General features: G+C 67.7%; 21 protein-coding genes. 19 read left to right on the forward strand and 2 right to left on the reverse strand.

Annotated elements, in window-relative coordinates:
* Window positions 1–103: 103 nt before the first annotated feature.
* Window positions 104–1,735, reverse strand: a complete 1,632-nt coding sequence (locus tag LJ656_RS01055; RefSeq protein WP_230507425.1) for a collagen-like triple helix repeat-containing protein — start codon at window positions 1,733–1,735, stop codon at window positions 104–106.
* 656 nt (window positions 1,736–2,391) lie between these two features.
* On the opposite strand from LJ656_RS01055, the gene LJ656_RS01060 reads away from it, so the two are divergent.
* The 15 genes from LJ656_RS01060 (at window position 2,392) to LJ656_RS01130 (ending at window position 17,056) form a co-directional block, all read left to right on the forward strand.
* Window positions 2,392–2,574: a Flp family type IVb pilin gene (locus LJ656_RS01060; RefSeq protein ID WP_230507426.1), complete on the forward strand. Its 183-nt coding sequence runs from the start codon at window positions 2,392–2,394 to the stop codon at window positions 2,572–2,574.
* A 142-nt stretch (window positions 2,575–2,716) separates the two neighbouring features.
* Window positions 2,717–3,229, forward strand: a complete 513-nt coding sequence (locus LJ656_RS01065; RefSeq protein WP_230507427.1) for an A24 family peptidase — start codon at window positions 2,717–2,719, stop codon at window positions 3,227–3,229.
* A complete protein-coding gene (locus tag LJ656_RS01070) occupies window positions 3,229–3,714 on the forward strand; it encodes a TadE/TadG family type IV pilus assembly protein (RefSeq protein ID WP_230507428.1) in 486 nt (161 codons plus the stop codon). The genes LJ656_RS01065 and LJ656_RS01070 overlap by 1 nt, the downstream gene beginning before the upstream one ends.
* 121 nt (window positions 3,715–3,835) lie before the next feature.
* On the forward strand, window positions 3,836–4,798 hold the full coding sequence (gene cpaB / locus LJ656_RS01075; RefSeq protein WP_230507430.1) for a Flp pilus assembly protein CpaB: 963 nt from the start codon (window positions 3,836–3,838) through the stop codon (window positions 4,796–4,798).
* Window positions 4,799–4,839: 41 nt separating this feature from the next.
* Entirely contained in the window at window positions 4,840–6,270 is a 1,431-nt protein-coding gene (locus LJ656_RS01080; protein ID WP_230507432.1) for a type II and III secretion system protein family protein, read from the forward strand.
* 87 nt (window positions 6,271–6,357) lie between these two features.
* Window positions 6,358–7,599, forward strand: coding sequence for a fimbrial protein (locus LJ656_RS01085; RefSeq protein WP_230507434.1), 1,242 nt, complete (start codon window positions 6,358–6,360; stop codon window positions 7,597–7,599).
* 3 nt (window positions 7,600–7,602) lie between these two features.
* Entirely contained in the window at window positions 7,603–9,012 is a 1,410-nt protein-coding gene (locus LJ656_RS01090) for a TadA family conjugal transfer-associated ATPase (RefSeq protein ID WP_230507435.1), read from the forward strand.
* Complete coding sequence (locus LJ656_RS01095) at window positions 9,005–10,087, forward strand: type II secretion system F family protein (protein WP_230507437.1); 1,083 nt, start codon at window positions 9,005–9,007, stop codon at window positions 10,085–10,087. Before LJ656_RS01090 ends, LJ656_RS01095 begins: the two co-directional genes overlap by 8 nt.
* Window positions 10,088–10,089: 2 nt before the next feature.
* Window positions 10,090–11,097: a type II secretion system F family protein gene (locus LJ656_RS01100; protein WP_230507439.1), complete on the forward strand. Its 1,008-nt coding sequence runs from the start codon at window positions 10,090–10,092 to the stop codon at window positions 11,095–11,097.
* A 9-nt stretch (window positions 11,098–11,106) separates the two neighbouring features.
* On the forward strand, window positions 11,107–12,006 hold the full coding sequence (locus tag LJ656_RS01105) for a tetratricopeptide repeat protein (RefSeq protein WP_425605889.1): 900 nt from the start codon (window positions 11,107–11,109) through the stop codon (window positions 12,004–12,006).
* A gap of 34 nt (window positions 12,007–12,040) precedes the next feature.
* Window positions 12,041–12,454: a DUF3613 domain-containing protein gene (locus tag LJ656_RS01110; protein WP_230507440.1), complete on the forward strand. Its 414-nt coding sequence runs from the start codon at window positions 12,041–12,043 to the stop codon at window positions 12,452–12,454.
* Window position 12,455: 1 nt separating this feature from the next.
* On the forward strand, window positions 12,456–14,360 hold the full coding sequence (locus tag LJ656_RS01115; protein ID WP_230507441.1) for a TadG family pilus assembly protein: 1,905 nt from the start codon (window positions 12,456–12,458) through the stop codon (window positions 14,358–14,360).
* 18 nt (window positions 14,361–14,378) lie between these two features.
* Entirely contained in the window at window positions 14,379–15,770 is a 1,392-nt protein-coding gene (locus LJ656_RS01120) for a sigma 54-interacting transcriptional regulator (RefSeq protein WP_230507442.1), read from the forward strand.
* 45 nt (window positions 15,771–15,815) lie between these two features.
* Window positions 15,816–16,532 (forward strand): DUF2968 domain-containing protein, encoded by a 717-nt coding sequence (locus tag LJ656_RS01125; RefSeq protein ID WP_230507443.1) that lies wholly within the window; start codon window positions 15,816–15,818, stop codon window positions 16,530–16,532.
* Window positions 16,533–16,861: 329 nt separating this feature from the next.
* Window positions 16,862–17,056 (forward strand): hypothetical protein, encoded by a 195-nt coding sequence (locus tag LJ656_RS01130; protein ID WP_230507894.1) that lies wholly within the window; start codon window positions 16,862–16,864, stop codon window positions 17,054–17,056.
* An 89-nt stretch (window positions 17,057–17,145) separates the two neighbouring features.
* Here the strand turns inward: LJ656_RS01130 and hfq are convergent, their stop codons facing one another.
* Entirely contained in the window at window positions 17,146–17,628 is a 483-nt protein-coding gene (gene hfq / locus LJ656_RS01135; RefSeq protein ID WP_230507444.1) for an RNA chaperone Hfq, read from the reverse strand.
* A 380-nt stretch (window positions 17,629–18,008) separates the two neighbouring features.
* On the opposite strand from hfq, the gene LJ656_RS34835 reads away from it, so the two are divergent.
* From LJ656_RS34835 to LJ656_RS01150, 4 genes are all read left to right on the forward strand, one after another.
* Window positions 18,009–18,143, forward strand: a complete 135-nt coding sequence (locus LJ656_RS34835) for a hypothetical protein (RefSeq protein ID WP_268998454.1) — start codon at window positions 18,009–18,011, stop codon at window positions 18,141–18,143.
* Between the two features lie 26 nt (window positions 18,144–18,169).
* Window positions 18,170–18,805: an RNA polymerase sigma factor gene (locus LJ656_RS01140; protein WP_230507445.1), complete on the forward strand. Its 636-nt coding sequence runs from the start codon at window positions 18,170–18,172 to the stop codon at window positions 18,803–18,805.
* Window positions 18,798–19,805: an anti-sigma factor family protein gene (locus LJ656_RS01145; protein WP_230507446.1), complete on the forward strand. Its 1,008-nt coding sequence runs from the start codon at window positions 18,798–18,800 to the stop codon at window positions 19,803–19,805. Before LJ656_RS01140 ends, LJ656_RS01145 begins: the two co-directional genes overlap by 8 nt.
* Window positions 19,806–19,954: 149 nt before the next feature.
* Entirely contained in the window at window positions 19,955–21,532 is a 1,578-nt protein-coding gene (locus tag LJ656_RS01150; RefSeq protein WP_230507447.1) for an FAD-binding oxidoreductase, read from the forward strand.
* The last annotated feature ends 11 nt before the right edge of the window (window positions 21,533–21,543 follow it).

A 21,543-nucleotide genomic window follows, 5' to 3' on the forward strand; every position in this document is an offset into this window, starting at 1 on the left:
AACCGAGTGGCGGGTTCGACGCGCGGGGGTCGGGCGCCAGCTCGCGCGACGCGCAGCGCTTTCACGTCCGGCGTGACAGCGCCGCGCGCGTTGCACAGGCCGCTTACTTCTTCGCCAGCCCGCCGAGCAGGCCGCCGACCAGCGACGTCACCGGCGTCAGCGCGCTGCTCGCGGTGCCCTTGGTCGAGCTCGTCGACAGCGCGCTGGTGGTGGCCGCGGTCGTGGTCGCCGCGGCGTTGGTAGTGTTGGCGGCGGCCGCGCCGGTGGTGGTGGCGGCAGTCGTCGCCACGTTGCCCAGCGTGCCGGTGACGCCGGTCAGCAGGCCGGTCACCGGGGCGAGCGGGCTGCTCGTGCCGCTGGTCGCGCTGCTGAGGGTGGTCGTCACCGTCGACAGCAGACCGGTGACCGGCGCGAGCGCGCCGCCGCTGGAGTTGCTGCTGGTCGAAGCGGTGCTGCCGGCCGCGCTGCCGACGCTACCCGTCACGCTCGACAGCAGGCTCGTCACCGGCGCGAGCGGGCTGCTCGTGCCGCCGCTGGCGCTGGTCAGCGTGCCGGTCACACTCGACAGCAGCGTCGTCACCGGAGCCAGCGCGCCGCTCGTGCCGGTGTGGCCGGTGCCGCCGGTCGCGCCGCTCAGCGTGCCAGTCACGCTGGTCAGCGTCCCGCCGAGCGAGCTCAGGGAGCCGCTGCTGGTGCCGCGGGACAGGCCGTTCGTCAGACCGCCGAGCGCGCTTGTCACCGCGCTGAGCGGATTGCTGCTGTTGCCGGTCACGAGGCCGCCGACCGACGCGACCACGGTGCCGGTATCGCTGACGGTCTTGCCGAGCGCGCTCGTGACGGGGTTGCCGCCGGTCGACGCGACCGTCACGCCGGCCTTGTTCAGGCCGCTGCCGAGCGTCGCGAGCAGCGAGTTGACCGGTGCGCCGAGACCCGTGACGTTGCCGACCGTCTGTGTCGTCGACGACACCACCGAAGTGATCGGCGTGATCGCGGTGCTGAGCGTTTGCGTGACCTGTTCGACCGGACCGGTCGATAGCACGTTGGTGAGCACGCCGCCGCCGTTCGCGACGGTCTGGCCGAGCGTGCCGACCGTGTTGCCGAGCGGCGTCGTGACAGCCGACAGCGGCGACAGCGCGCCGCTACCGAGGCTCTTCACGAGCGTGCCGGTGTCGCTGACCGCGTTGCCGACGTTGCCGACCACGCCGCCGACGCTGGCGACCGTGGTGCCGACCGCGTTGCTGCCGGTGCCGAGCTGGCCGAGCCCTTGCGATACGCCGTTGCCGAGCGTCGATACCGCTGCGCCGACGTCCTTCACGACGCTGCCGGCGGCCTGGGTGGTTTGCGAGCTGACGCCCGGCAGCGTTTGCGATGCGACCACCGAGCCGACGCTCGAGACCGTGGAGCCGACATCGCCGACCACGCCGCCGCCGTTATCGACGACCGTGCCCAGCGCATTTTTGGCCGTCGACGTATTCGTGCTCGTGCTGTTATCGGTGCCCGGCGTGCTCGAATCGCTGCTGCTCGTCGTGGTGGTGGGCGTCGCGCCGGAGCCGCCCGAGCCCGCCGAACCGCTGCCGGTGGTCGACAGCGTGCCGCCGGCCGAGCCGCTGCCGGTGCTGCCGGTGCCCGTGCTGAGGCTGCCGGAGCCGCCGCACGCGCCGAGTGACAGCAGCGCGGCGACGCTCGCCGCGATCAGGGTTGCCCGAATCGTCGTGTTGGTCGTTTGAATGTTCATGTCGCCCTCGTATCGTATGGTTTGTTGGGTGTTGCTGCGGGCCACTCTCTGCATGAGCCGTGCCATTTTTGAGCGGCGAGGTCGCGATTTTTTGCGGCGCTTCGTGCAAAGCGTTATGCGACAAGGCTTGGCGAGATTTCTGAAAAAACGGCGAAGGGCGTCGCGGAGACAGGAGAGGCGCTTTTTTTATGCGTTTGTGAGCGCTGCGTAACGTAACGAGCCGGGCGCGCCGTTACGGCGCAGCGCGTAACGCGCTTGAGCGGAAGGGGGCCGCGTGCTTCAAACGCGCTGTTGAAACAGTTAATTAGTGCAGCGAATCTAAGTTATGGTTAGCCCTATGTATGCTGGCGCACGGACTGCCGTTACTCTGATAGAGACAAAAAACATACAGAGTTCCGGCATCGCGGCAATGGACAATTGCTTAAAAATGTTTGTTCGGCTATAAATCCGGCAAGCATCAAACAATTGATGTGGGAGGTGCGTTATCGAACAGACGGCTCTAATACGTCCGTTTTAGTCAAAAGCGGCTGCAGGGTGGAGCGACTTCGGCGCAACCGGCAGGACCGGAAATGAGAGAAGTACGGTCAATGACGCCGGGAGAGTTCGAGCGTACAGGCAGCACGAAACAACGAATAAAGAAGTTCCGAGGGTACAAAATGAAAAAATTCACACAACGCTTCCTGAGCGACGACAAGGGCGTGACGGCCATCGAATACGGGCTGATCGCGGGGTTGATCGTGCTGGTCATCGCGACAGCGGTGACAACGCTGGGTACCGACCTGAAGACGGTATTCACCAACATCTCGAACTCCATCACGGGTACGTCCGCAGCATCGTAAGCGGCAGTTCATAAACGTTTTGTGTGGCATTCGGCGTAATCTCGCCGAGTGCCTCCCCTGCGTTTCTGCCGAATAGCGGTATTGATTAATGCGAATTGAATATTTCAATTCGCGGCGCATCGCTTTGCCTGTCGAGTTCGAAATGAGCGTCCTTTTGGGAACGGTTTTATTTATTGCCTGGGCCGCAGTCGTTGCAATAAGCGACTGCCGCGCGAGGCGCATTCCCAATTCAATTGTCATTGCGGGATTAGCGGCGGCATTCGGCTGCGCGCTATTCGCGGGCAATCCATTTCACACTACCTTCATTCAGTCGGCGACCGGCGCGGTAGTCGGTTTGCTTGTGCTCCTGCCGTTCTTCGCATTCGGTCTGATGGGCGCCGCGGACGTCAAGGTCTTCGCGGTGCTCGGCGCATGGTGCGGAATGCACGCGCTGCTCGGACTGTGGATGGCCGCGAGTCTCGCGGCCGGCGTGCACGCGTTGTGGCTGCTGATCGTTACGCGCACCCGGCTCATGAGTCTCGGTCGCGCGGGCGCAGGCGCGCGGGTTGGCGCCACTTTCGAACTGGCGGGCCGCGCGGCGACACCGTATGGAGCCTGTCTGACGGTCGCCGCGACGCTCTGGCTGGTGCTGCAAACGGCCGGCGGGAGGATGTGATGAACACGCACAGCAGGCAGCGCGCACCGCGCGATCTGACGAGGCGCGCACGCAAGCAGCGGGGGATGGCGGCGATCGAATTCGCGCTGGTGTTCCCGCTGTTCTTCGTGATCCTCTACGCGATCGTCACGTACAGCCTGATTCTCGTCGCGCAGCAGAACCTGACGCTCGCCGCGTCCGAGGGCGCGCGCGCCGCGTTGAACTGGCAGAGCAATTCGTCGATGAGCGATGCGCTGACCAGGCGCGCAAGCGCGGCTTGCGACGCCGCGAAACTGGTCGCGGCCACGCTCGTGCAGTCGATGCATTGCACGACCACGACCACGAGCTGCGGGCCGGGCAACGCGATGCAATGCATCAGCGTGTCGCTGAGCTTCGACTACAGCGCGAACCCACTCGTGCCGACCTTGCCCGGATTCGGCCTGGCGCTGCCCAACAAGCTATTCGGCAACGCGACCGTCCAACTCAATCCGGAGAACATCCAGTGATGCATGCGCCGGCCTTCCTCGTTTCGACCGCCGGTGTGCCAGCACGCGCGCGGCGCGACGCTTCGCGCGGTATAGCGCGCGGGGTTTCTCTCAACCGACGCAGTTTTTCGCACGACCTGTCATGCCGAATCTGACCAAAATTCTTGCCGGTGTCCTGATCGCGATCGCGCTGCTGCTCGGTCTGTTCGCGTGGTCGCTGTCGCGCCGTCCGGCGCCGGTCGCGGTCGCGCCGGTGGCCGAGGCGAGCTTCCCGGTGGTGGTCGCGACCCGCACGCTGGCGGGCGGCAAGCCGATCACCGTCGACGCACTGCGCGTGCAGAAGCTGCCGATCAATCCGAACGGCGCGTTCACCGATCCGTCGCAACTGCTCGGCCGCGTGCCGAATGCCGACATCGGCCCCGACTCGCCGGTGCTCGAAGCACAACTGTCGTCGGGTCTGGCCGAGCGGATCGAGCCGGGCGAGCGCGCGCTGTCGGTGCGCGTCGACGAAGGCAATGCGGTCGGCAACCGGCTGCGGCCGGGCAATTTCGTCGATGTGTTCTTCACGCTCAAACGCGACGGCAATCCGGGCAGCGGCGCCGAGATCGACCGGACCCAGGCGCGGCTGCTGCTGTCGAAAGTGCGCGTGCTCGCGTTCGGCGGCGCAACCACGACCAGCGACGCTGGCGGCGATCCGAACGGTCTGGTGCGCACCGCGGTGCTCGCGGTGCCGGTCGCCGACGTCGATCGTCTGACGCTCGCCGAGAGTTCAGGCCGGCTGGTTCTCGCGTTGCGTAATCCGAAGGATCCCGAAGTATTGGATCAGGACTCGCTGCCGGCCTATCCGGCGGTATTGAAAACCGCCGCGCGCGCGGGCAGCGAACCGCTGCCGGATTCGACCCGGGCGGCGGCCGGTGTTGCGCTCGACGCGTTGTCGGGCGCCGGCAACGGCGCCGCGCACCCGGCGGCGCCGCGTGCGCCGACGGCGGCACCGATCGCGCCGACGCGCGTCGCGAGCAACGCGGGCGGCGCCGGCGGCACGGGCCGCACAAGAGGCGGTATCGAAGTGATAAGGGGTGGGCGAGCCGAAACGGTCGCCTGGTAAGCGGTTTCAGGGAGCGGGCGGCCAGTCGCGTCCATAACTACATGACAAAACGGATTTTTGCTTTGAGAAAGGCTGCGTGGCTCGGGCTGGCTTTGCTGGGCGTGTCGGCTATCACCGATGCGGCCTCGCCGGCGCAGCGGGCGGCGGCCGCGCGCGCGTCGCAAACCCATCAGCCGGCGAGCGAGAACGCCCCGGCCGATTTCAACGCGGCGTCGCAGAACGTCGAGCTAACGGTCGGCGCGCAGCGCCAGATCGGCGTCGGCCATGCATTGCAGCGGGTTGCGATCGGCGACCCGAACGTCGCCGACGTGCTGATCGTCAAGGGCGACAAGCGCGGCGGCGTGCTGCTGGTCGGCAAGGCCGCCGGCACCACCAGCCTGATGGTGTGGACCCGCGATCGCGAGCTGCCGCTGAACTACACGGTCAACGTGACCACGCCGGCCGCGGCGTCGCTGCTCGGCGCCGATACGCCGAGCGTGAAGGTGCTCGGCAGCACCGCGCTGGTGTCCGGTTCGACCGCGACGATGGAATCGCACCAGCGCGCGGTGGTCGCCGCGCAAGGCGCGCTCGGCAAGGACGGCACCGTGTTCGACACATCGACGGTGGCGAACCGCGCGGTCGTGCAGGTCGACGTGCGGGTGGTCGAGTTCAGCCGCTCGGTGCTGAAGGAAATCGGCTTCAACTTCATGAAGAACAACAACGGCTTCACGTTCGGCTCGTTCGCGCCGTCGTCGTTGACCTCGTTTACGGGCGGCGGCACCCCGGCGCTCGACGTGACCAGCACGACGCCGATCTCGTCGGCCTTCAACCTGATCTTCAACTCGGCCTCGCGCGGGCTGTTCGCGAATCTGAGCCTGCTGGAAGGCAACAATCTCGCGCGCGTGCTGGCCGAGCCGACACTGGTCGCGCTGTCGGGGCAGAGCGCGAGCTTCCTCGCCGGCGGCGAAGTGCCGGTGCCGGTGCCGCAGGCGCTCGGCGAGACCTCGATCGAATACAAGTCGTACGGGATCGGGCTGACCGTCACGCCGACCGTGCTGAGCCCGCAGCGGATCGCGCTGAAGGTCGCGCCCGAGGCGAGCCAGCTCGACTTCACGCACGCGGTGACGATCAGCAGCGTGTCGGTGCCGGCGTTCATCACGCGGCGCGCCGATACCACGGTCGAACTCGGCGACGGCGAGAGCTTCGTGATCGGCGGGCTGATCGATCGCGAGACCGCGTCGAACGTGTCGAAGGTGCCGCTGCTCGGCGACCTGCCGGTGCTCGGCGCGTTCTTCAAGCAGTTGAGCTATCAGCAGAGCGAACGGGAACTCGTGATCATCGTGACGCCGCATCTGGTGTCGCCGCTCGCGAAAGGCGCGAGCCTGCCGTCGACGCCGGGCGAGCAGTCCGAGCAGCGCAACGCGCCGGTATGGCGTTCGCTGATCGGCGGCTTCGCCGCGCCGCGCGACGCGGTGCCGGGATTTTCGAAATGACGCCGGCACGCGCGGCAGCGCGCACGCGCACCGGCACGCAGTACGACGCGGCGGCCTCGCAGCCGATGCCGCAAGAGGATGTTCAACATGAACGCGAGAACGTATTCGTTGACTGAACGGGCGATCACCGACCATTTCGTGTTCGCGTCGCTTGCCGACGAACACGTGCATTGGCTCGCCAATACGCTGGTCAACGCGGGCATGGTCGAGGCCTCGACGCTCGATCCGACGCTGCTGCTCCAGCGCATCGCGACGCTCAATCCGTCGCTGGTATTCGTCGACTTTTCGTGCGGCCGAGGCGCGGCGGCGAGCGCGGCCGCGAGCGCGGTGCGCGCGAATCATCCGGCGCTGCAGATCGTCGCGCTCGGCTCGCTGGCCGAGCCCGAGAGCGCGCTGGCCGCGCTGCGGGCCGGGGTGCGCGACTTCATCGATCTGTCGGGGCCGCCCGAAGACGCGCTGCGGATCGCGCGCCAGGTGCTCGACAACCTGGTCGAACCGGTCAGCCGCCACGGCAAGGTCACCGCGCTGCTCGGCGCGCGCGTCGGCATGGGCGTGAGCACGCTGGCCGCGAACCTGGGCGTGCTGATGCAGCGGCGCGACGTCGCCCATGGGCGCCAGGCCGCGCTGCTCGATCTCGGCCTGCCGGCCGGCGACGGCTCGCTGCTCCTGAACACCCGCAGCGAATTCAATTTCGTGGAGGCGGTGCGCAATTTGCGCCGCTTCGATCAGACCTTCGTGCATACCGCGCTGTCGCATCACGCGAGCGGTCTCGCGCTGACCACGTTGCCGCCGAATCTGGCCGACATGCGCGAGGTGTCGTACTCGTCGTCGATCGGTTTGCTGACCCGGCTGCGCGCGTTCTTCGACCAGCAACTGATCGACCTCGGCGGCTTCAGCAACAGTGAATTCATCGCGCACGTGGTGCAGGCGGCCGACGAAACCTGGCTGCTGTGCGACCAGGGCGTCGCGTCGATCGTGTCGGCGGTCAGCGTGCTCGACGCGCTGCGCGAAGAGGGCGTCGATACCGCTGGCGTGCGCCTGATCGTCAACAAGTTCGACGCCGACCTCGGGCTCGCCGCCGCGCAGATCGCGCAGCGCCTCGAGGTGCCGTTGCTCGCGACGCTGCCCGAGCGGCGCATCCCGCTCGGCCAGGCGGTCAATCAGGGTCATCTGCTGGTCGACGTCGCGCCGCGCGATCCGTACGTGCGCGCGCTCGAACCGCTGATCGAACGGCTCGGCGGCGCGCAGGCGGCGGCCGGCCACGCACGCGGCAAGTCGCCGCTCGGTGCGCTCAAGCGCCTCATTCCCACTACTCCCAAGCGGTCCTAAACGATGGCAAAAGAGATCCAGTTTGCCGACGACGCGCCGGCGTTCGCGCATAGCCAGCAGTTCCAGGACATCAAGAACGCGGCGCACGAGCACCTGCTCACGCGTATCGAAGAGCTCGGCTCCGAGTTTGGCCGCTGGTCGCGAAACGCGATCAACCAGTTCGTCGATCTCGAGATGGACAGCTTCGTCAGGCTGCGCCGCATTCCGATCAACGAGAGCGAAGTGCGGCTGATCGCCGAGGCGCTGACCAAGGAGCTTGCTGGCTTCGGGCCGATCGAGGATCTGCTCGCCGATCCGGCCGTCGAAGATATCCTGATCAACGGCTACAACGACGTGTACGTGTCGCGCCACGGCATCCTCACGCGCATCCAGGTGCGCTTTGCCGACAACGCGCATCTGCTGCGGATCGTCCGGCGCATTCTCGCGCCGATCGGCCGGCGGCTGGACGAATCGAACCCGATGGTCGACGCGCGCCTGCCGAACGGCGGCCGCGTGAACGTGGTGATCGAGCCGCTGTCGATCGACGGGCCGATCGTGTCGATCCGCAAGTTCCGCAAGGATCCGATGCGGCCCGACGATCTGCTCGCCAACGGCACCTACAACGCGGAGATCGGCGCGCTGCTCGAAGCGGCGGTCGCCGCGCGCTGCAACGTGCTGGTCGCGGGCGGCACGAGCTCGGGCAAGACCTCGCTGCTGAACGCGCTGGCGTTCCATATTCCGGACGCCGAACGGGTCGTGACGATCGAGGACACCGCCGAGCTGTCGCTGAACCACCCGCACGTGGTGCGGCTCGAAAGCCGTCCGGGCGGCTTCGACGGCGCCGGTGTCGTGACGATTCGCGATCTGCTGCGCAATACGCTGCGGATGCGGCCGGACCGCATCATCGTCGGCGAAGTGCGCGGCGGCGAAGTGCTCGAAATGCTGCAGGCGATGAACACCGGCCACGACGGTTCGATGGGCACCGTGCACGCGAGCTCGCCGCGCGAGTGTCTGTACCGGCTTGAAATGCTGGCCGGCTTCGCGGGCTTCCAGGGCACCGAGTCGAGCCTGCGCCGGCAGATCGCCAATGCGATCGACTTCATCGTGCAGATCGGCCGGCTGTCGAACGGCCGGCGGCGGATCCTGTCGATCACCGAGGTCACCGGTCTGTCGGACAACATCATCGCGACCCAGGAGCTGTATCGCTACGAGCCGATCGTGACGGCCGAGGGCGAGGAACTCGATAACTGGGTGTCGCTCGGGATTCATCCGCACTCGCCGAAACTCGCGCGCTTCCGCCAGACGCTTGGCGGCGGCGACGCGGGGCAGGGCTTCGGCGGCGGCGGCGGGTTCGGCGGCGGCAGCGGCGGCGGTTTTGGCGGGGGCTTCGGAGGCGGCGGTGGCGGCGGCTTTGGCGGAGGCTTCAATGTCTAGCGCGATCCTGGTCTGCGTGGCGCTCGCGCTCGTGTGCGCGGCGCTCGCGCTGCTGCTGTGGCAGCGCGGCACGCAACGCAAAGGCCAGGCGAGCGTCGCCCGCTATATCGATAGCCGGATGGCGTCGGCGGCGTCGCCGGCCGGCGCGGCCGCGGGTGGGGTGGGCGGCATCGGCGGAATCAGTGGCACTAGCGGCGGCGCGGCGGCCGGTGCGCAGCGCGCGCCGCGTGCGACGGCGGCCGCGGCTGCGGCCCGCGCGTCGTCTCCATTGATCGCGCCGACAGCGCCCTCGGCCGACGCCGACTGGCGCGAGCGCGCGCAGTACCTGTACGCGCGGGCCCGCTTCACGGTGCTGTACGCGCTGACCCGCGCGGGTCTGGCCGATGCCAAAGGTCCGCTGACGCTCGGCGCGCTGCTGGTGCTCGCGCTGTGCGGCTGGGCCGCGCTGGCGGGCGGCCTGATGGCGTTCTGCGCGACGCTGGCCGTCTGCGCGATGGGTTTCTATTTCCTGCTGACGATCCGCGCGGCGAAGCGTCGCCAGCAGATCGTGCGGCAACTGCCGCTGTTTCTCGACGGCATCGTGCGGCTCATCACGCTCGGCAACAGCGTGCCGGCCGCGTTCCAGGCCGCGTTGCAGAGCACCGAGGCGCCGCTGCGCGACTGTCTCGACTACGTGTCGCGGATGCTGCGCACCGGCGTCGAAATCGATCGCGCGCTGTCGCAGGTCGCGGCGATCTACGGCGTGCGCGAGCTCGAACTGGTCGGCGCGGTGCTGCGGCTGTCGGTCAAGTACGGCGGCCGTGCGGACGTGATGCTCGACCGGATGGCGTCGTTCATGCGCGATCTCGAACAGGCCGAGCGCGAACTGGTCGCGATGTCGGCGGAAACGCGCCTGTCTTCATGGGTGCTGGCGATGCTGCCGGTCGGCATCGGCGGCTTCCTGATCCTTTCCAATCCGAAGTATTTCGCGTCGATGTGGTTCGACCCGAGCGGACGCCAGCTCGTCTATCTCGCGTTCGGCCTGCAACTGGTCGGCGCGTATCTGCTGTACCGCATGACGCGCCTGAGGGACTGACGATGCAAGCTCGACAACTCGTCGTTCTCGCTCTGCTGCTGGCCGCGCTCGCGGCGCTGCTGCTCGCGGGTCTCGTGCTCGCGCGGGTGGTGGCGGTGCGGCGCAGCGAGCGCACGCTGCGCCAGGCGCTCGACGAGCGCGCGTTGCAAAGCGCGGCGCTCGCCGCGGCCGCGCGCGGTGGCGACGCCGCGCAGGGCAACGCGAAGCCGGCGCCGCGCGCGGCCCGGCCGCAAGGTTTCAAGGGGCTGCTGGAGCGCTTCGCACACACCGGCATGCGCTGGCTCGATACGCCGTTCGGCCGCCAGGTGGTCGCCCAGGAAGAGCGCCGTCTGCTCGAACAGTGCGGTTTCGTCGATACGCGCAGCCGCGGGCTGTTCCTGATCGCGCGACTGGCCGGCATGCTGGTGCTGCCGCTCGTGATCGGCGTGCTGCTGAACGGCCACGTGGCCGGCGTGCGCTACGTCGCGTTCGTGCTGGCCGCCGCGATGGCCGGCTTCATGCTGCCCAAGTTCGTGCTCGCGCGGCGCGCGAGCCGGCGCCGCAACGGCGTCGTCAACGAACTGCCGCTGCTGGTCGATCTGCTGCGGCTGTTGCAGGGCGTCGGGCTGTCGCTCGATCAGGCGTTGCAGGTGATCGTCGCCGAGTTTCGCGCGATGCTGCCGGTGCTCGCGAGCGAGCTCGAAATCGCGCAGCGCCAGTTCGCGACCGGCCGCACCCGCGAGCAGTCGCTGAACCGGCTGTCGTCGAGTTACGACAACGAGGATTTGCGCGCGGTGGTGCGTCTGCTGGTGCAGGTGGACCGCCACGGCGGCGCGGTGCAGGAGCCGCTCAAGCAGTTCGGCGACCGGCTGCGCGAAGCGCGCCGCGCGATGCTGCGCGAGCGCATCGGCCGTCTGACCGTGAAGATGACCGGCGTGATGATCGTCACGCTGCTGCCGGCGCTGATGATCGTGACCGCCGGGCCCGGTGTGCTGGCGGTTCAGCATTCGTTTCGCACGGCGAAGCATTAAGGATTTTCCATGATCGACTTTTTCCGTTCCGGGCATTGCCGGCAGCCGCTGCGGCTTGCCGCGGCTTGCGCGACGGCCGCGGCGCTCATGCTCATTGGCGCGTGCGCGTCGAAGACGCCGCTCGGCTACGGCGTCGGCGCGCAGGCCGAGCGCGAGATGATGGCGCAGCAGGCCGACAACGCGCCCCCGCCGAACACGCCGGGCATGTACCTCGGACTGATCGACCAGATGCAGTCGCAGGGACTGTACTTCGCGTCGCTCGCGCATATCGATGCCTATGACAAACAGTACGGCGCGAGCCCCGATTCGATCCTGCTGCGCGCCGACGCGTTGCGCATGACGGGGCAGGCGGCCGCGGCCGCGAACGCATACGGCGAGCTGCTGAAGACGCCGCTGGCGGCGCGCGGTTATCGTGGCCTCGGTTTGCTCGCGGGCGCGGCCGGCGATTTCGCGACTGCCGCGCAGCAATTGCAGCAGGCGGTGCACCTCGCGCCGACCGATGCGGCGACGCTGTCGGATCTCGGCTATGCGCGCTTGCGCGACGGCGACATCGACGGCGCGCGCGTGCCGCTGATGCAGGCGGCCGAACTCGATCAGAAGAGCCCGAAGATCGTCGCGAACGTGGTGCTGTATCTGCTCGCGAGCGGCGGCGACGCGCAGGCGCTCGCGGTGATGGACCAGCAGCAGTTCGCGCCGGAGGTGCGCGCGGCGATCCGCGGCGATGCGGCGAAGATCGCCGCGGCCGGGCGCGCGCATGCGCGCGCGACGCCGACGCAATTGGCGGCGCCGGCTCAACCGCAACAGGCGGCAAAAGAACAGGAGCAGGCGCGGCCGGCCGCGCAGACGCGCACGGTCGCGAGCATGGGCAGCGAGCCCGCGCCGCGTCTGCTGCAGCGTTTCGCGCAATAGGCGCGCGCGCTCGTCAGCGATTCAGGGAGTGGACATGACAAACAGAACGGCAATCCGGGGTTGCCTCGCAGCGATGCGAGGGATGGGGGCGGTGGCGGCGGTGGTTGTGAGCGCGACGTTCGGCGCGACGCCGGGCTTCGCGCAAAGCGCCGGACAGGAGGGCGCGGCCGCGCAGCCGGTGCAGCAGGACGTGCAGCAGGAGGTGCGCAAGAGCGACGTCGGACCCTCGGCGCTCGCATGGCTCGATCTTCAGCGCAGCAACGCGCAGGCGGCGCCCGCGCAACCGATGCTCGGCGCCGAAGCCGGCCTCGCGTACAAGCGTTACATGGAGTCGTTCAAGAACAGGATTCCTGAGCACTACGGCTCGACGTTCGGCTCGGGCGGCAACGGCGGCAGCGGTTCGGGTAGCTCGGGCGGCGGCGCGTCGGGATCGGGCGGCTTGAACTGACATGCGTGCGCAACCACCGGTCCGGGCCGCGCACGCGGCCGCGAGCGGCGTGCCGCGTGAGCCTGAAGCGCAGGCTGCGCTCGCGTCTAGGCGGGCCTTTGCGATGACGCCGCGGCGCGCGCGTGGGTGGTCGCGGCGCAGCGCAATGCAGCGCGTGCGCTTCGGCGGCGGCCGGCGCGGGCAGCGCGGCTCTATCATGATGATCGCGGCGATCGCGCTCGGTCTGGCGATCGTCGCGCTCGGCGCGGTCGACGTCGGCAACGTGTACTTCGTGCGCCGTTCGTTGCAGCGCACCGCCGATATGTCGGCGATGGCGGCCGTCCAGGTGATCAGCACGCCGTCCGGTTGCGGCGGCGCGCAGAACGCCGCGCAACTGAACGCGCAGGCCAACGGCTTCACCGCCGACGGCAGCAACTACACGATCAGCACGACCTGCGGCCGCTGGGACACGAGCAGCAAGACCTACTTCGGCAACAACGGCAATCCGCTCAACGCGGTGCAGGTGCAGTTGACGCAGCAGGTGCCGATGTTCTTCCTCGCCGGGCCGTCGATCAGCGTCAGCGCGAGCGCGACCGCGCTGGCGTCGAATATCGATGCGTTTTCGCTCGGCACCGGCATTGCGTCGTTGAATACGCAGCAGTCGGCGCTGCTCAATGCGATTCTCGGCGGACTGCTGAAGAGCAATATTTCGCTGAGCGTCGGCGATACGCAGAGTCTCGCGAGCGCGCATATCAAGCTCGACGATCTGCGTGTGGCGCTCGGCGCGGCGTCGATGCAGGGGCTGCTCAAGACCTCGGTCACGTACCAGCAACTGGTGGCGGCGATGGTCAGCGCGTTGCAGGCGGGCGGCGATACCGTCAATGCGACGATCCTGCAGGCGCTCGAAGTGGATGTGCCGGGCGGCCAGAACATTGCGATCGGCGATAACGGTACGTCGGCGCCGGGCCTGCTCGCGCTGGGGCTCGCGAACGCGAATTCGGCGGCGAGCGCGACGGTCAACGCGCTCGATGCGGTGATGGTCGCGGCGCAGATTGCGCAGAGTAATCCGGATGGTTCGGCGGGGTCGGTGATCAATTTGACGACGGGTATAACCGGGGTGGCGGGTCTTTCTCTTCAAGTCATTCATCCGCCAGTGCTGGCTGTGGGCGAGGCGGGAACAGCAACCGCCAACGGCGTGACCGACTATCGGACCCAGGCACGCACGGCGGCGCTGCAACTGGGCGTCAAGTTGCTGCCGGTGGGGTTGCCGACGCTGACAGTCGGCGTACCCGGCCTCGCGGCGATTTCCATCTCGGCACTGAGCACGCCGATTGCGCTGCAACTGGCTGTCGGAGCGGGTACAGCATCACTGGTATCGATTGATTGCGAAAGCACGAAAGCGGCCACCAATGCGACGATTCTGGCTAAGCCGAGTATCGTGAACGCTTGCCTCGGCAGCGATTCGTCGTGCAGTACTCCCATTGGCATCGCATCGATCTCGACCGAAGTGCTCGGCATCACCAAAAAGGTGGCCACCGTTCAGCTCGACAATACGCAAACACTGTCGCTTGGGCCCGCGAGCGGAACCCAGCTCGTGTTCAATGGCGCTTCAGGCAGCTTCGATTCGTACCAAACGGTCAATTCCAATGCGCTCGGTTCAGATGCATCGGTGCTCACCACTCAGGTACTTAATGCGTTGCCAAATCTCCTGAAAGTCAAGGTATTCGACGACAGGGTTGATTTGTCGGGAGCCATCGCGCCGATTCTTAGCGCTGTGGGCGACGCTCTGAAGCCGTTGCTCAAACCCGTCTTTTCCCTGCTCGACACCGTGTTGCTCCCGGCCCTGCAACTCCTCGGCGTCCAGCTCGGCACCGCCACCGTCCACAACATGTCGCTGACCTGCGGCGTCCCGCAACTGGTCCAATAGCCTATCCAAGATTCCAAGATGAGAACCACCACCAAAATCGAGGAACTCGATATCTACGTCTGGGAGGGCAAGGCCGATATCGTCGACCGCGTCGCGCGCTGCATGGCGAGCTTCGACGTCGAGGTGATCCGCGCGGACGATATCGCGATCTCCCCCGAGCGCACCGCGTTGCGGCCGGCGCTCGCGATCATCAGCGTATCGGTGATCGACAGCGGTGCGCTGATCCTGCGCGACTGGCAGGCCGCGCACGGCATTCCTGTGGTGTGGGTCGGCGCCGCGCCGCGCGAGCACGATCCGGCCGCCTATCCGGCCGAGTACTCGCACGTCCTGCCGCTCGACTTCACCTGCGCCGAATTGCGCGGGATGGTCACCAAGCTCGTGCTGCAGATGCGCGCGCACAGCGCCAAAACCCACGAATCCGACGCGCTGATCGCGAACTCGGAATGCATGCAGGCGCTGCTGCACGAAGTGGATACCTTCGCCGACTGCGACACCAGCGTGCTCGTGCACGGCGAGACCGGCGTCGGCAAGGAACGCATCGCGCAGCTGCTGCACGAAAAACACAGCCGCTACGGCCAGGGGCCGTTTGTCGCGGTGAACTGCGGCGCGATTCCGGACGGCCTGTTCGAGTCGCTGTTCTTCGGCCACTCGAAAGGCTCGTTCACCGGCGCGGTGGTCGCGCACAAGGGCTACTTCGAACAGGCCGACGGCGGCACGCTGTTTCTCGACGAAATCGGCGATCTGCCGCTCTATCAGCAGGTCAAGCTGCTGCGCGTGCTCGAAGACAGCGCGGTCACGCGGATCGGTTCGACCACACCGATCAAGCTCGATTTCCGGCTGGTCGCGGCGACCAACAAAAGCCTGCCGCAACTCGTTAAAGAAGGCACCTTCCGTGCCGATATGTACTACAGGCTCGCGGTGATCGAGTTGAAGATTCCGTCGCTCGAAGAGCGCGGCGCGGTCGACAAGATCGCGATCTTCAAGGCGTTCATCGCCCAGGTGGTCGGCGCCGAGCGGCTCGCGACGCTGCCCGATCTGCCGTACTGGCTCGCCGATGCGGTCGCCGACACGTATTTCCCCGGCAACGTGCGCGAGCTGCGCAATCTGGCCGAGCGGATCGGCGTGACGGTGCGGCAGATCGGCGCGTGGGATGCCGCGCGCCTGCAACGGCTGCTGGCGCTCGCGCGCAGCAGCCAGCCGGTGCCGGTGGAGAGCGCGGCCGAGGTGCTGGTCGATCGCAGCAAATGGGACATGGCCGAGCGCAACCGCGTGCTCGCCGCCCTCGATGCGAACGGCTGGCGCCGCCAGGATACCGCGCTCTATCTCGGTATTAGCCGCAAGGTTTTGTGGGAAAAGATGCGCAAATACCAAATTTTCGACGAAGAGCCCGAAACTCGCGAAAGTGAGTAATAATCGTCCGCTTTAATAAAACAAAAACCGATAAACAGGTAATTCATGGACCGAAAGTCGAAGCTTCGAGAGATTGCGCTGGCCGCATGTATCGTGCTGGGGGCAGCACAAGGCGCGCACGCGCAGGCTCTGTCGAATGGCGGCGCGAGCGGCGCGGTCGTGTCCCAGCCGGGCACCACGACGGCCTTGCCGGACACCTCGCAGGCCGGGCAGGGGGAGACCACCGCGCTGACGCCGGATGAAAACCGTCAATCGGCGGCCGGCAATGTGGCGGAACTGCAGCAGATGATCCACGGCTCGGAGCTGAGCGAGCTGCGCACCACGTACAACGGCACCTACGGCGCGAGCCTGCTGTTCTACGGCAAGGAAATGACCTATTACGTCGCACTGTTCCAGCAGAAAAACTTCTGGCGCGTGATCAAGACTCAGGACGTCGGGCGCGCGGAATTGATCTACAAGGATTTCGTGCGGCAGACGGTGCAGCTGTCGGATGTCGAAATTCGCCGCACCCAGCTCGAAGCGCAGAAGGCGTTCACGCAGCGGATGATCGCGCTGTCGCAGGATCGCGCGAATCGCCTGCAGGCCGACCTCGATGTCGCGCGTCAGCAGCAGAGCATCGTCGCGAGCCAGCAGCAGCAGAAGCGCGCCGAAGCCACGGCGCTCGCGCAGCAGAAGGCGCAGGCGCAGGAACAGCTGCGCGCCGCGCAGCGTCAGGTGCGCGACCTGCAGCGCCAGCTCGAGACCGGGTTGCCGGTGCATTGAGCGTCAGTGTTTGACGCGCTGGCGCGCTGCGCGCGCCAGCTTCCCGGGCGCTCATGCATTCAGGCATTCAGGCGTTCAGGCGTTCCGGGATTCCCCATTCCCTCGTTGTTCATTCCCGCGGCTCGACGGCTCGCGGCGGCGTCGTTGCGCGGCGTCGCCGGACGCATCGTTTGAAACCGGCCCGGGTCGCTTCGTTTTCCGGGTGTCGCCGTTTTTCACCGATGCCACCGGAGCACGCAATGCAAGCCGAAGCAAACCTCACCGGCTACCGGCCGGCCGCCGCCCGGGCAAACCCGCTCGACGCGCCACAGCCGGCGCCCGCGCGGCGCGTGCACGCGCGCCACGTCGTCGAAGCCGAACTGGAACACCTGGATTGGGCCACGCAGCAACCGGCGTTGGAACTCTTCGCCGCCGGCTACTGGCGTCGGCGGGTGCTGGCGGTGAAGGGGAGATTCGAGCTGACCGAACGGCAGCTGGCACGACTGGAGAAAATCCTGCAGCGCCTCGGTCCTTGTACGGACTGACCGGGCACTGCCTTACTGGATTTGACTGATGATGCGGCGGTGGTGATGCAGTGATGATGCGGTGATGAGGCGCGCGACGCTTCGCGCGCTTATTGATGGCCGCCGGAGCTGCCGCCGCCGTGGTTACCGCCATGATTGCCGCCGTGGTTGCCACCGTCGCCGCCGGTGCCGAACAGACGGCGCCGCCGCGTGACGACTACCGGGCCGTCCGGGTTGCCGCTGCGCTCGTTCGACGAGGTGCGCTCCGACGGCGCGCCATACGATTCGCGCGGCTCACGCGGCTCCCGGTGTTCGCGCGAACCGTGCGGGCCGCGCGCGCTGTGTTCGCCGTGCGACGGCCGGCCGGTGCGCGGCGCCGGCCGCGTGCCGGTGTCGAGCTGGATCGTGGAGATCGCGCGCTTGTAGATACCTTGCAGGCCGACCGGCGTGCGCAGCATCACCAGGTACTGATCGAACGACTCGATGCAGCCGGTCAGGCGAATGCCGTTGACCAGATAGATCTCGACGCGCTTTCGTTCCTTGCGCGCGGCGTTCATGAAGTCGTTTTGCGGATGCGATTCTGCGGAGGCCATGGAGAATTCTGGTTAGAGAGACGGTGGTTCGGCGCGATTCTACCCTGTGTGGGGGCAGAACGCGTCGCTGGTCCGAATTCTGTCCACTATAGCGGCTCGCGCGCAGATAAGCATCCGATAAGCGCGCACTGTAACGTTGAGTTACGAATCTGCTGATCAATGGCGGGTCCGTCCGGACTCTCCAGGCGTCGCCCGCAGCGCTGGCGGAAAAGACCGGTCGCGCGGCGCACTGCGCACCTTCGCGAACCACGAAAAAAATACTATGGAATAAAGCGCGCCGCCGTCGCGTTAAGCGCTGTATGACGGCATCGCAGCGCGCGTTCCGTCGCCCGCCTGGCCGGTCCGCGAATCGGGCGCCGGGCATCCGTCAGGAGGATCAGATGAAAGCATCCCAGCTTCTGTCAGCACTATTCGTGTTGCTCGCGCTCGCGTGCGGCACGCTCGCGAACGCCGCCGATAACGACAGCGCCGCGTCGGGCAGCAGCGGCAACAGCAACAGTAGCGGCGGCTACTAGCGCCGCGCTCGCGTATTGCGCGCCGGGTGACATTCGAAGCGGAAGTGATCGCGTGGCTCCCGCAGTTGCGCCGCTATGCGCGCGCACTGACGGGCGAGCCCGCCTGGGCCGACGATCTCGTGCAGGATACGGCGGAGCGGGCGCTTGCGCGCTGGACGGCGTTCCGGCCGAACAGCAACCTGCGCGCGTGGCTGCTGACGATCCTGCGGCATCTGTATATCGATCAGTTGCGCGGCCGTCGCGAGATCGCGGTCGACGACGAAAGCGCGCCGTGGCGCAACCTCGAAGCGCCGCACGGCGAAGTCGACGGGCTGGTGCTGCGCGATGTGCAGCGCGCGCTGTATTGCCTGCCGCTCGAACAGCGTGAGGTGCTGCTGCTGGTGGGCGTCGAGGAACTGTCGTATCAGGAGGCGTCGCGCGCGCTGGGCGTGCCGATCGGCACGGTGATGTCGCGGCTGTCGCGGGCGCGCGAGCATCTGCGCGCGTTGCTCGGCGAAGACGCGCAGGCGTTGCCGCGGGCGGCGGGCGAGGGCTCTGCGCAGGTTCGCACGCAGGCCAACACGCACGCTTCCGTGCAGGCCAACACGCAGGGCCCCGCGCACGCCCCCGCGCAGGCCCACAAGGCTGCGCCGCTGAAAGTAGTGAGAATCCGCAATGACTAACGACGATCTCGACGCCGGGCTGCCCGAGGGGCTCGATTTACGCACGCTGTCGGCGTACGTCGATGGAGAATTGCCCGACGCACAGCGGGCCGCGATCGCCGCGCAGCTTGACGCGCATCCGCGGGCCGCCGCGCGGGTCGCCGCGTGGCGCGCGCAGGACGCGGCACTGCGCGCGTTATGTGGGGTGCCGCGGCGCGATGGGCGGATGCGGGAACAAGCGGCGGCGCACGCAACGACACCAGCGACGACACAAGCAACGACACAAGCGGCGACACAACAGGCGGCACGCGAGGAGAACGAGGCGCGCGAGGAGACCACCCAGCGCGACAGCGCCGCGGTGCCGGCCGACGGCACCGTGCGCGCGCAACCCGCCCCGTCGCCCGATGAACCGACCTATATCGTCGTGCGCCGCACCCGCCCGTGGTGGCAGCGCGCGGGCCTCGCCGCCTGCTGGCTCGCCGCCGGCGCCGGCCTCACGCTGGCTCTCGGGCCGCTCGCGCCGCGGCTGACGGGCGGTGCATGGAGCGGCGCATGGGGCCGCTTCGGCGCGCAGCCGGCCGGCTTCGCGCAACGCGCGGACGTCGCGTATGCGGTCTATTCGCCGGAGCGGCGTCATCCGGTCGAGGTCGCCGCGAGCGAAGAGGAACATCTGATCAACTGGCTGTCGAAACGTCTGAACCGGCCACTGTCGGTGCCGTCGTTGCAGGAGTATGGTTATTCGCTGGTGGGCGGGCGGCTGCTGCCGGGCGAGGCGGGGCCGGCCGCGCAGTTCATGTACGAAAACCAGGCGGGCGCGCGGCTGACGCTGTACGTCGCCGGCGGCACCCAGGACCAGACCGCGTTCCGGCTGTTGCGCGACGGCAATCGGCGCACCTTCTACTGGGTCAGCGACGGCATGGGCTACGCGCTGTCGGGCGCGATCGCGGAGGGCAAGCTGCGCGCGATCGCCATCGACGTGTGCAGCGCGCTCGGCGGCAAGCCGGAAGCGTGGCAGCAGTAGCGGGCGCTCGCGCGGCCGGGGCGTGTCGCGTGGGCCGCCGCTTTTGCGCCGCGTCGCGATCCGCGCCGGTCTCGGCCTCTCCGCCTCGCCGCCTTTCCGCCTCTAAGCCTCTAAGCCTCTAAGCCTCACAGCCGCCAACAGGAGCCGCCGTGCCCCACACCCTGCCGCCGAACCTGTCCGCCGCGCAGTTCGACCAGGCACTGGCCGGCTGGCGCGCGATCGTCGGCGATGCGCAGGTGCTCACGTCCGACTCGAGCCTCGCCGCCTATCTCGATCCGTTCGCGCCGGGCGCGCCCGGCGAGTTCGCCGCGAGCGCCGCGTTGCTGCCCGCGTCGGTCGACGAAATCCGCGCACTGCTACGGATTGCCAATCAATATCGAATTCCGTTGTGGACCGTATCGACCGGACGCAACTTCGCGTACGGCGGCGCGGCGCCGCGCCTGAGCGGCTCGGTGGTGCTCGATCTGCAACGGCTGAACCGCATCCTCGCGGTCGATGAAACGCTCGCCTACGCGCTGGTCGAGCCCGGCGTCAGCTACTTCGACCTGTACGCGCATCTGCGCGAGCACGGCTACAAGCTGTGGGTCGACCCGCCCGCGGCCGGCTGGGGCAGCGTGGTCGGCAACACGCTCGAGCGCGGCTTCGGCTACACCGACTACGGCGATCACGCGGCCGCGCAATGCGGAATGGAAGTGGTGCTCGCCAATGGCGACGTGCTGCGCACCGGCATGGGCGGGATCGAAATCGGCGGCGCGTGGCAGCTGTATCAGCCTGGCTACGGGCCGTCGTTCGATGCGATGTTCATGCAGTCGAACTACGGGATCGTCACCAAGCTCGGCGTGTGGCTGATGCCGGCGCCGCCCGCGTATCTGGTCGGTGAAATCCAGTTCCAGCACGAGGCCGATCTGGCCGCGATCGTCGATATTCTGCGGCCGCTGCGGCTCGACGGCACGATTGGCAATCACGCGGTGATCGAGGGCGGCTTGCGCCGCGCGGCGGGCCTGTCCGCGCGCCGGCAGTGGTACGACGGCGCGGGCGCGATGCCGGAGAGCGCGGTGACGGCGATGCTGGAAAAACTCGGCGTCGGCCGCTGGAATCTGCATTTCGCGCTATACGGCGCGCCCGAAGTGATCGACGCGCGTTATGCGCTGATCGAGCGGGCGTTTTCGACGGTGCCGCGGGCGCGGCTGATGGCGGCGCGTTATGCGGGCGATGCGCAGCCCACCGGCGGCGGTGATCGCAACATGGCCGGCATCCCGGCGATGAGCGCGTTTCGCATGCTCGACTGGCGCGGCGGCGCGGGCGCGCATGTCGATTTCTCGCCGATCTGTCCGGCGAGCGGGGCCGACGCAATGCGCCAGTACACGATGGTGAAAACGCGCGCGGCCGAATACGGCTTCGACTACTACGGCGGTTTTACCGCCGGCGCGCGGCATCTGCATCACATCTTCGCGGCGATTTTCGCGCGCGACGACCCGCGCCAGCGCGAGCAGGCCGGCGCGCTGCTGCGCTCGCTGATGAGCGACGCGCGCGCGGCCGGCTACGGCCAATATCGCGCGCATCTCGCGGTAATGGACTTCGCGGCCGCGCAGTACAGCTTCAACGACGGCGCGTTGTTGCGGCTGTCGGAAACGATCAAGGACGCGCTCGACCCGAACGGCATTCTGGCGCCGGGCAAGCAGGGGATCTGGCCGGCCGCCTGGCGGGACCGGCGCGGATATACGTAAGTGTGTGCCGA

This window comes from Paraburkholderia sejongensis, assembly GCF_020880815.1.
GTDB lineage: Bacteria > Pseudomonadota > Gammaproteobacteria > Burkholderiales > Burkholderiaceae > Paraburkholderia > Paraburkholderia sejongensis.

Bases quoted from the DNA above. Each gene is read 5' to 3' on its own strand.
- LJ656_RS01055 (WP_230507425.1), bottom strand. From the start codon at position 1,735: ATGAACATTCAAACGACCAACACGACGATTCGGGCAACCCTGATCGCG.
- LJ656_RS01060 (WP_230507426.1), top strand. From the start codon at position 2,392: ATGAAAAAATTCACACAACGCTTCCTGAGCGACGACAAGGGCGTGACG.
- LJ656_RS01065 (WP_230507427.1), top strand. From the start codon at position 2,717: ATGAGCGTCCTTTTGGGAACGGTTTTATTTATTGCCTGGGCCGCAGTC.
- LJ656_RS01070 (WP_230507428.1), top strand. From the start codon at position 3,229: ATGAACACGCACAGCAGGCAGCGCGCACCGCGCGATCTGACGAGGCGC.
- cpaB (WP_230507430.1), top strand. From the start codon at position 3,836: ATGCCGAATCTGACCAAAATTCTTGCCGGTGTCCTGATCGCGATCGCG.
- LJ656_RS01080 (WP_230507432.1), top strand. From the start codon at position 4,840: ATGACAAAACGGATTTTTGCTTTGAGAAAGGCTGCGTGGCTCGGGCTG.
- LJ656_RS01085 (WP_230507434.1), top strand. From the start codon at position 6,358: ATGAACGCGAGAACGTATTCGTTGACTGAACGGGCGATCACCGACCAT.
- LJ656_RS01090 (WP_230507435.1), top strand. From the start codon at position 7,603: ATGGCAAAAGAGATCCAGTTTGCCGACGACGCGCCGGCGTTCGCGCAT.
- LJ656_RS01095 (WP_230507437.1), top strand. From the start codon at position 9,005: ATGTCTAGCGCGATCCTGGTCTGCGTGGCGCTCGCGCTCGTGTGCGCG.
- LJ656_RS01100 (WP_230507439.1), top strand. From the start codon at position 10,090: ATGCAAGCTCGACAACTCGTCGTTCTCGCTCTGCTGCTGGCCGCGCTC.
- LJ656_RS01105 (WP_425605889.1), top strand. From the start codon at position 11,107: ATGATCGACTTTTTCCGTTCCGGGCATTGCCGGCAGCCGCTGCGGCTT.
- LJ656_RS01110 (WP_230507440.1), top strand. From the start codon at position 12,041: ATGACAAACAGAACGGCAATCCGGGGTTGCCTCGCAGCGATGCGAGGG.
- LJ656_RS01115 (WP_230507441.1), top strand. From the start codon at position 12,456: ATGCGTGCGCAACCACCGGTCCGGGCCGCGCACGCGGCCGCGAGCGGC.
- LJ656_RS01120 (WP_230507442.1), top strand. From the start codon at position 14,379: ATGAGAACCACCACCAAAATCGAGGAACTCGATATCTACGTCTGGGAG.
- LJ656_RS01125 (WP_230507443.1), top strand. From the start codon at position 15,816: ATGGACCGAAAGTCGAAGCTTCGAGAGATTGCGCTGGCCGCATGTATC.
- hfq (WP_230507444.1), bottom strand. From the start codon at position 17,628: ATGGCCTCCGCAGAATCGCATCCGCAAAACGACTTCATGAACGCCGCG.
- LJ656_RS34835 (WP_268998454.1), top strand. From the start codon at position 18,009: ATGAAAGCATCCCAGCTTCTGTCAGCACTATTCGTGTTGCTCGCGCTC.
- LJ656_RS01145 (WP_230507446.1), top strand. From the start codon at position 18,798: ATGACTAACGACGATCTCGACGCCGGGCTGCCCGAGGGGCTCGATTTA.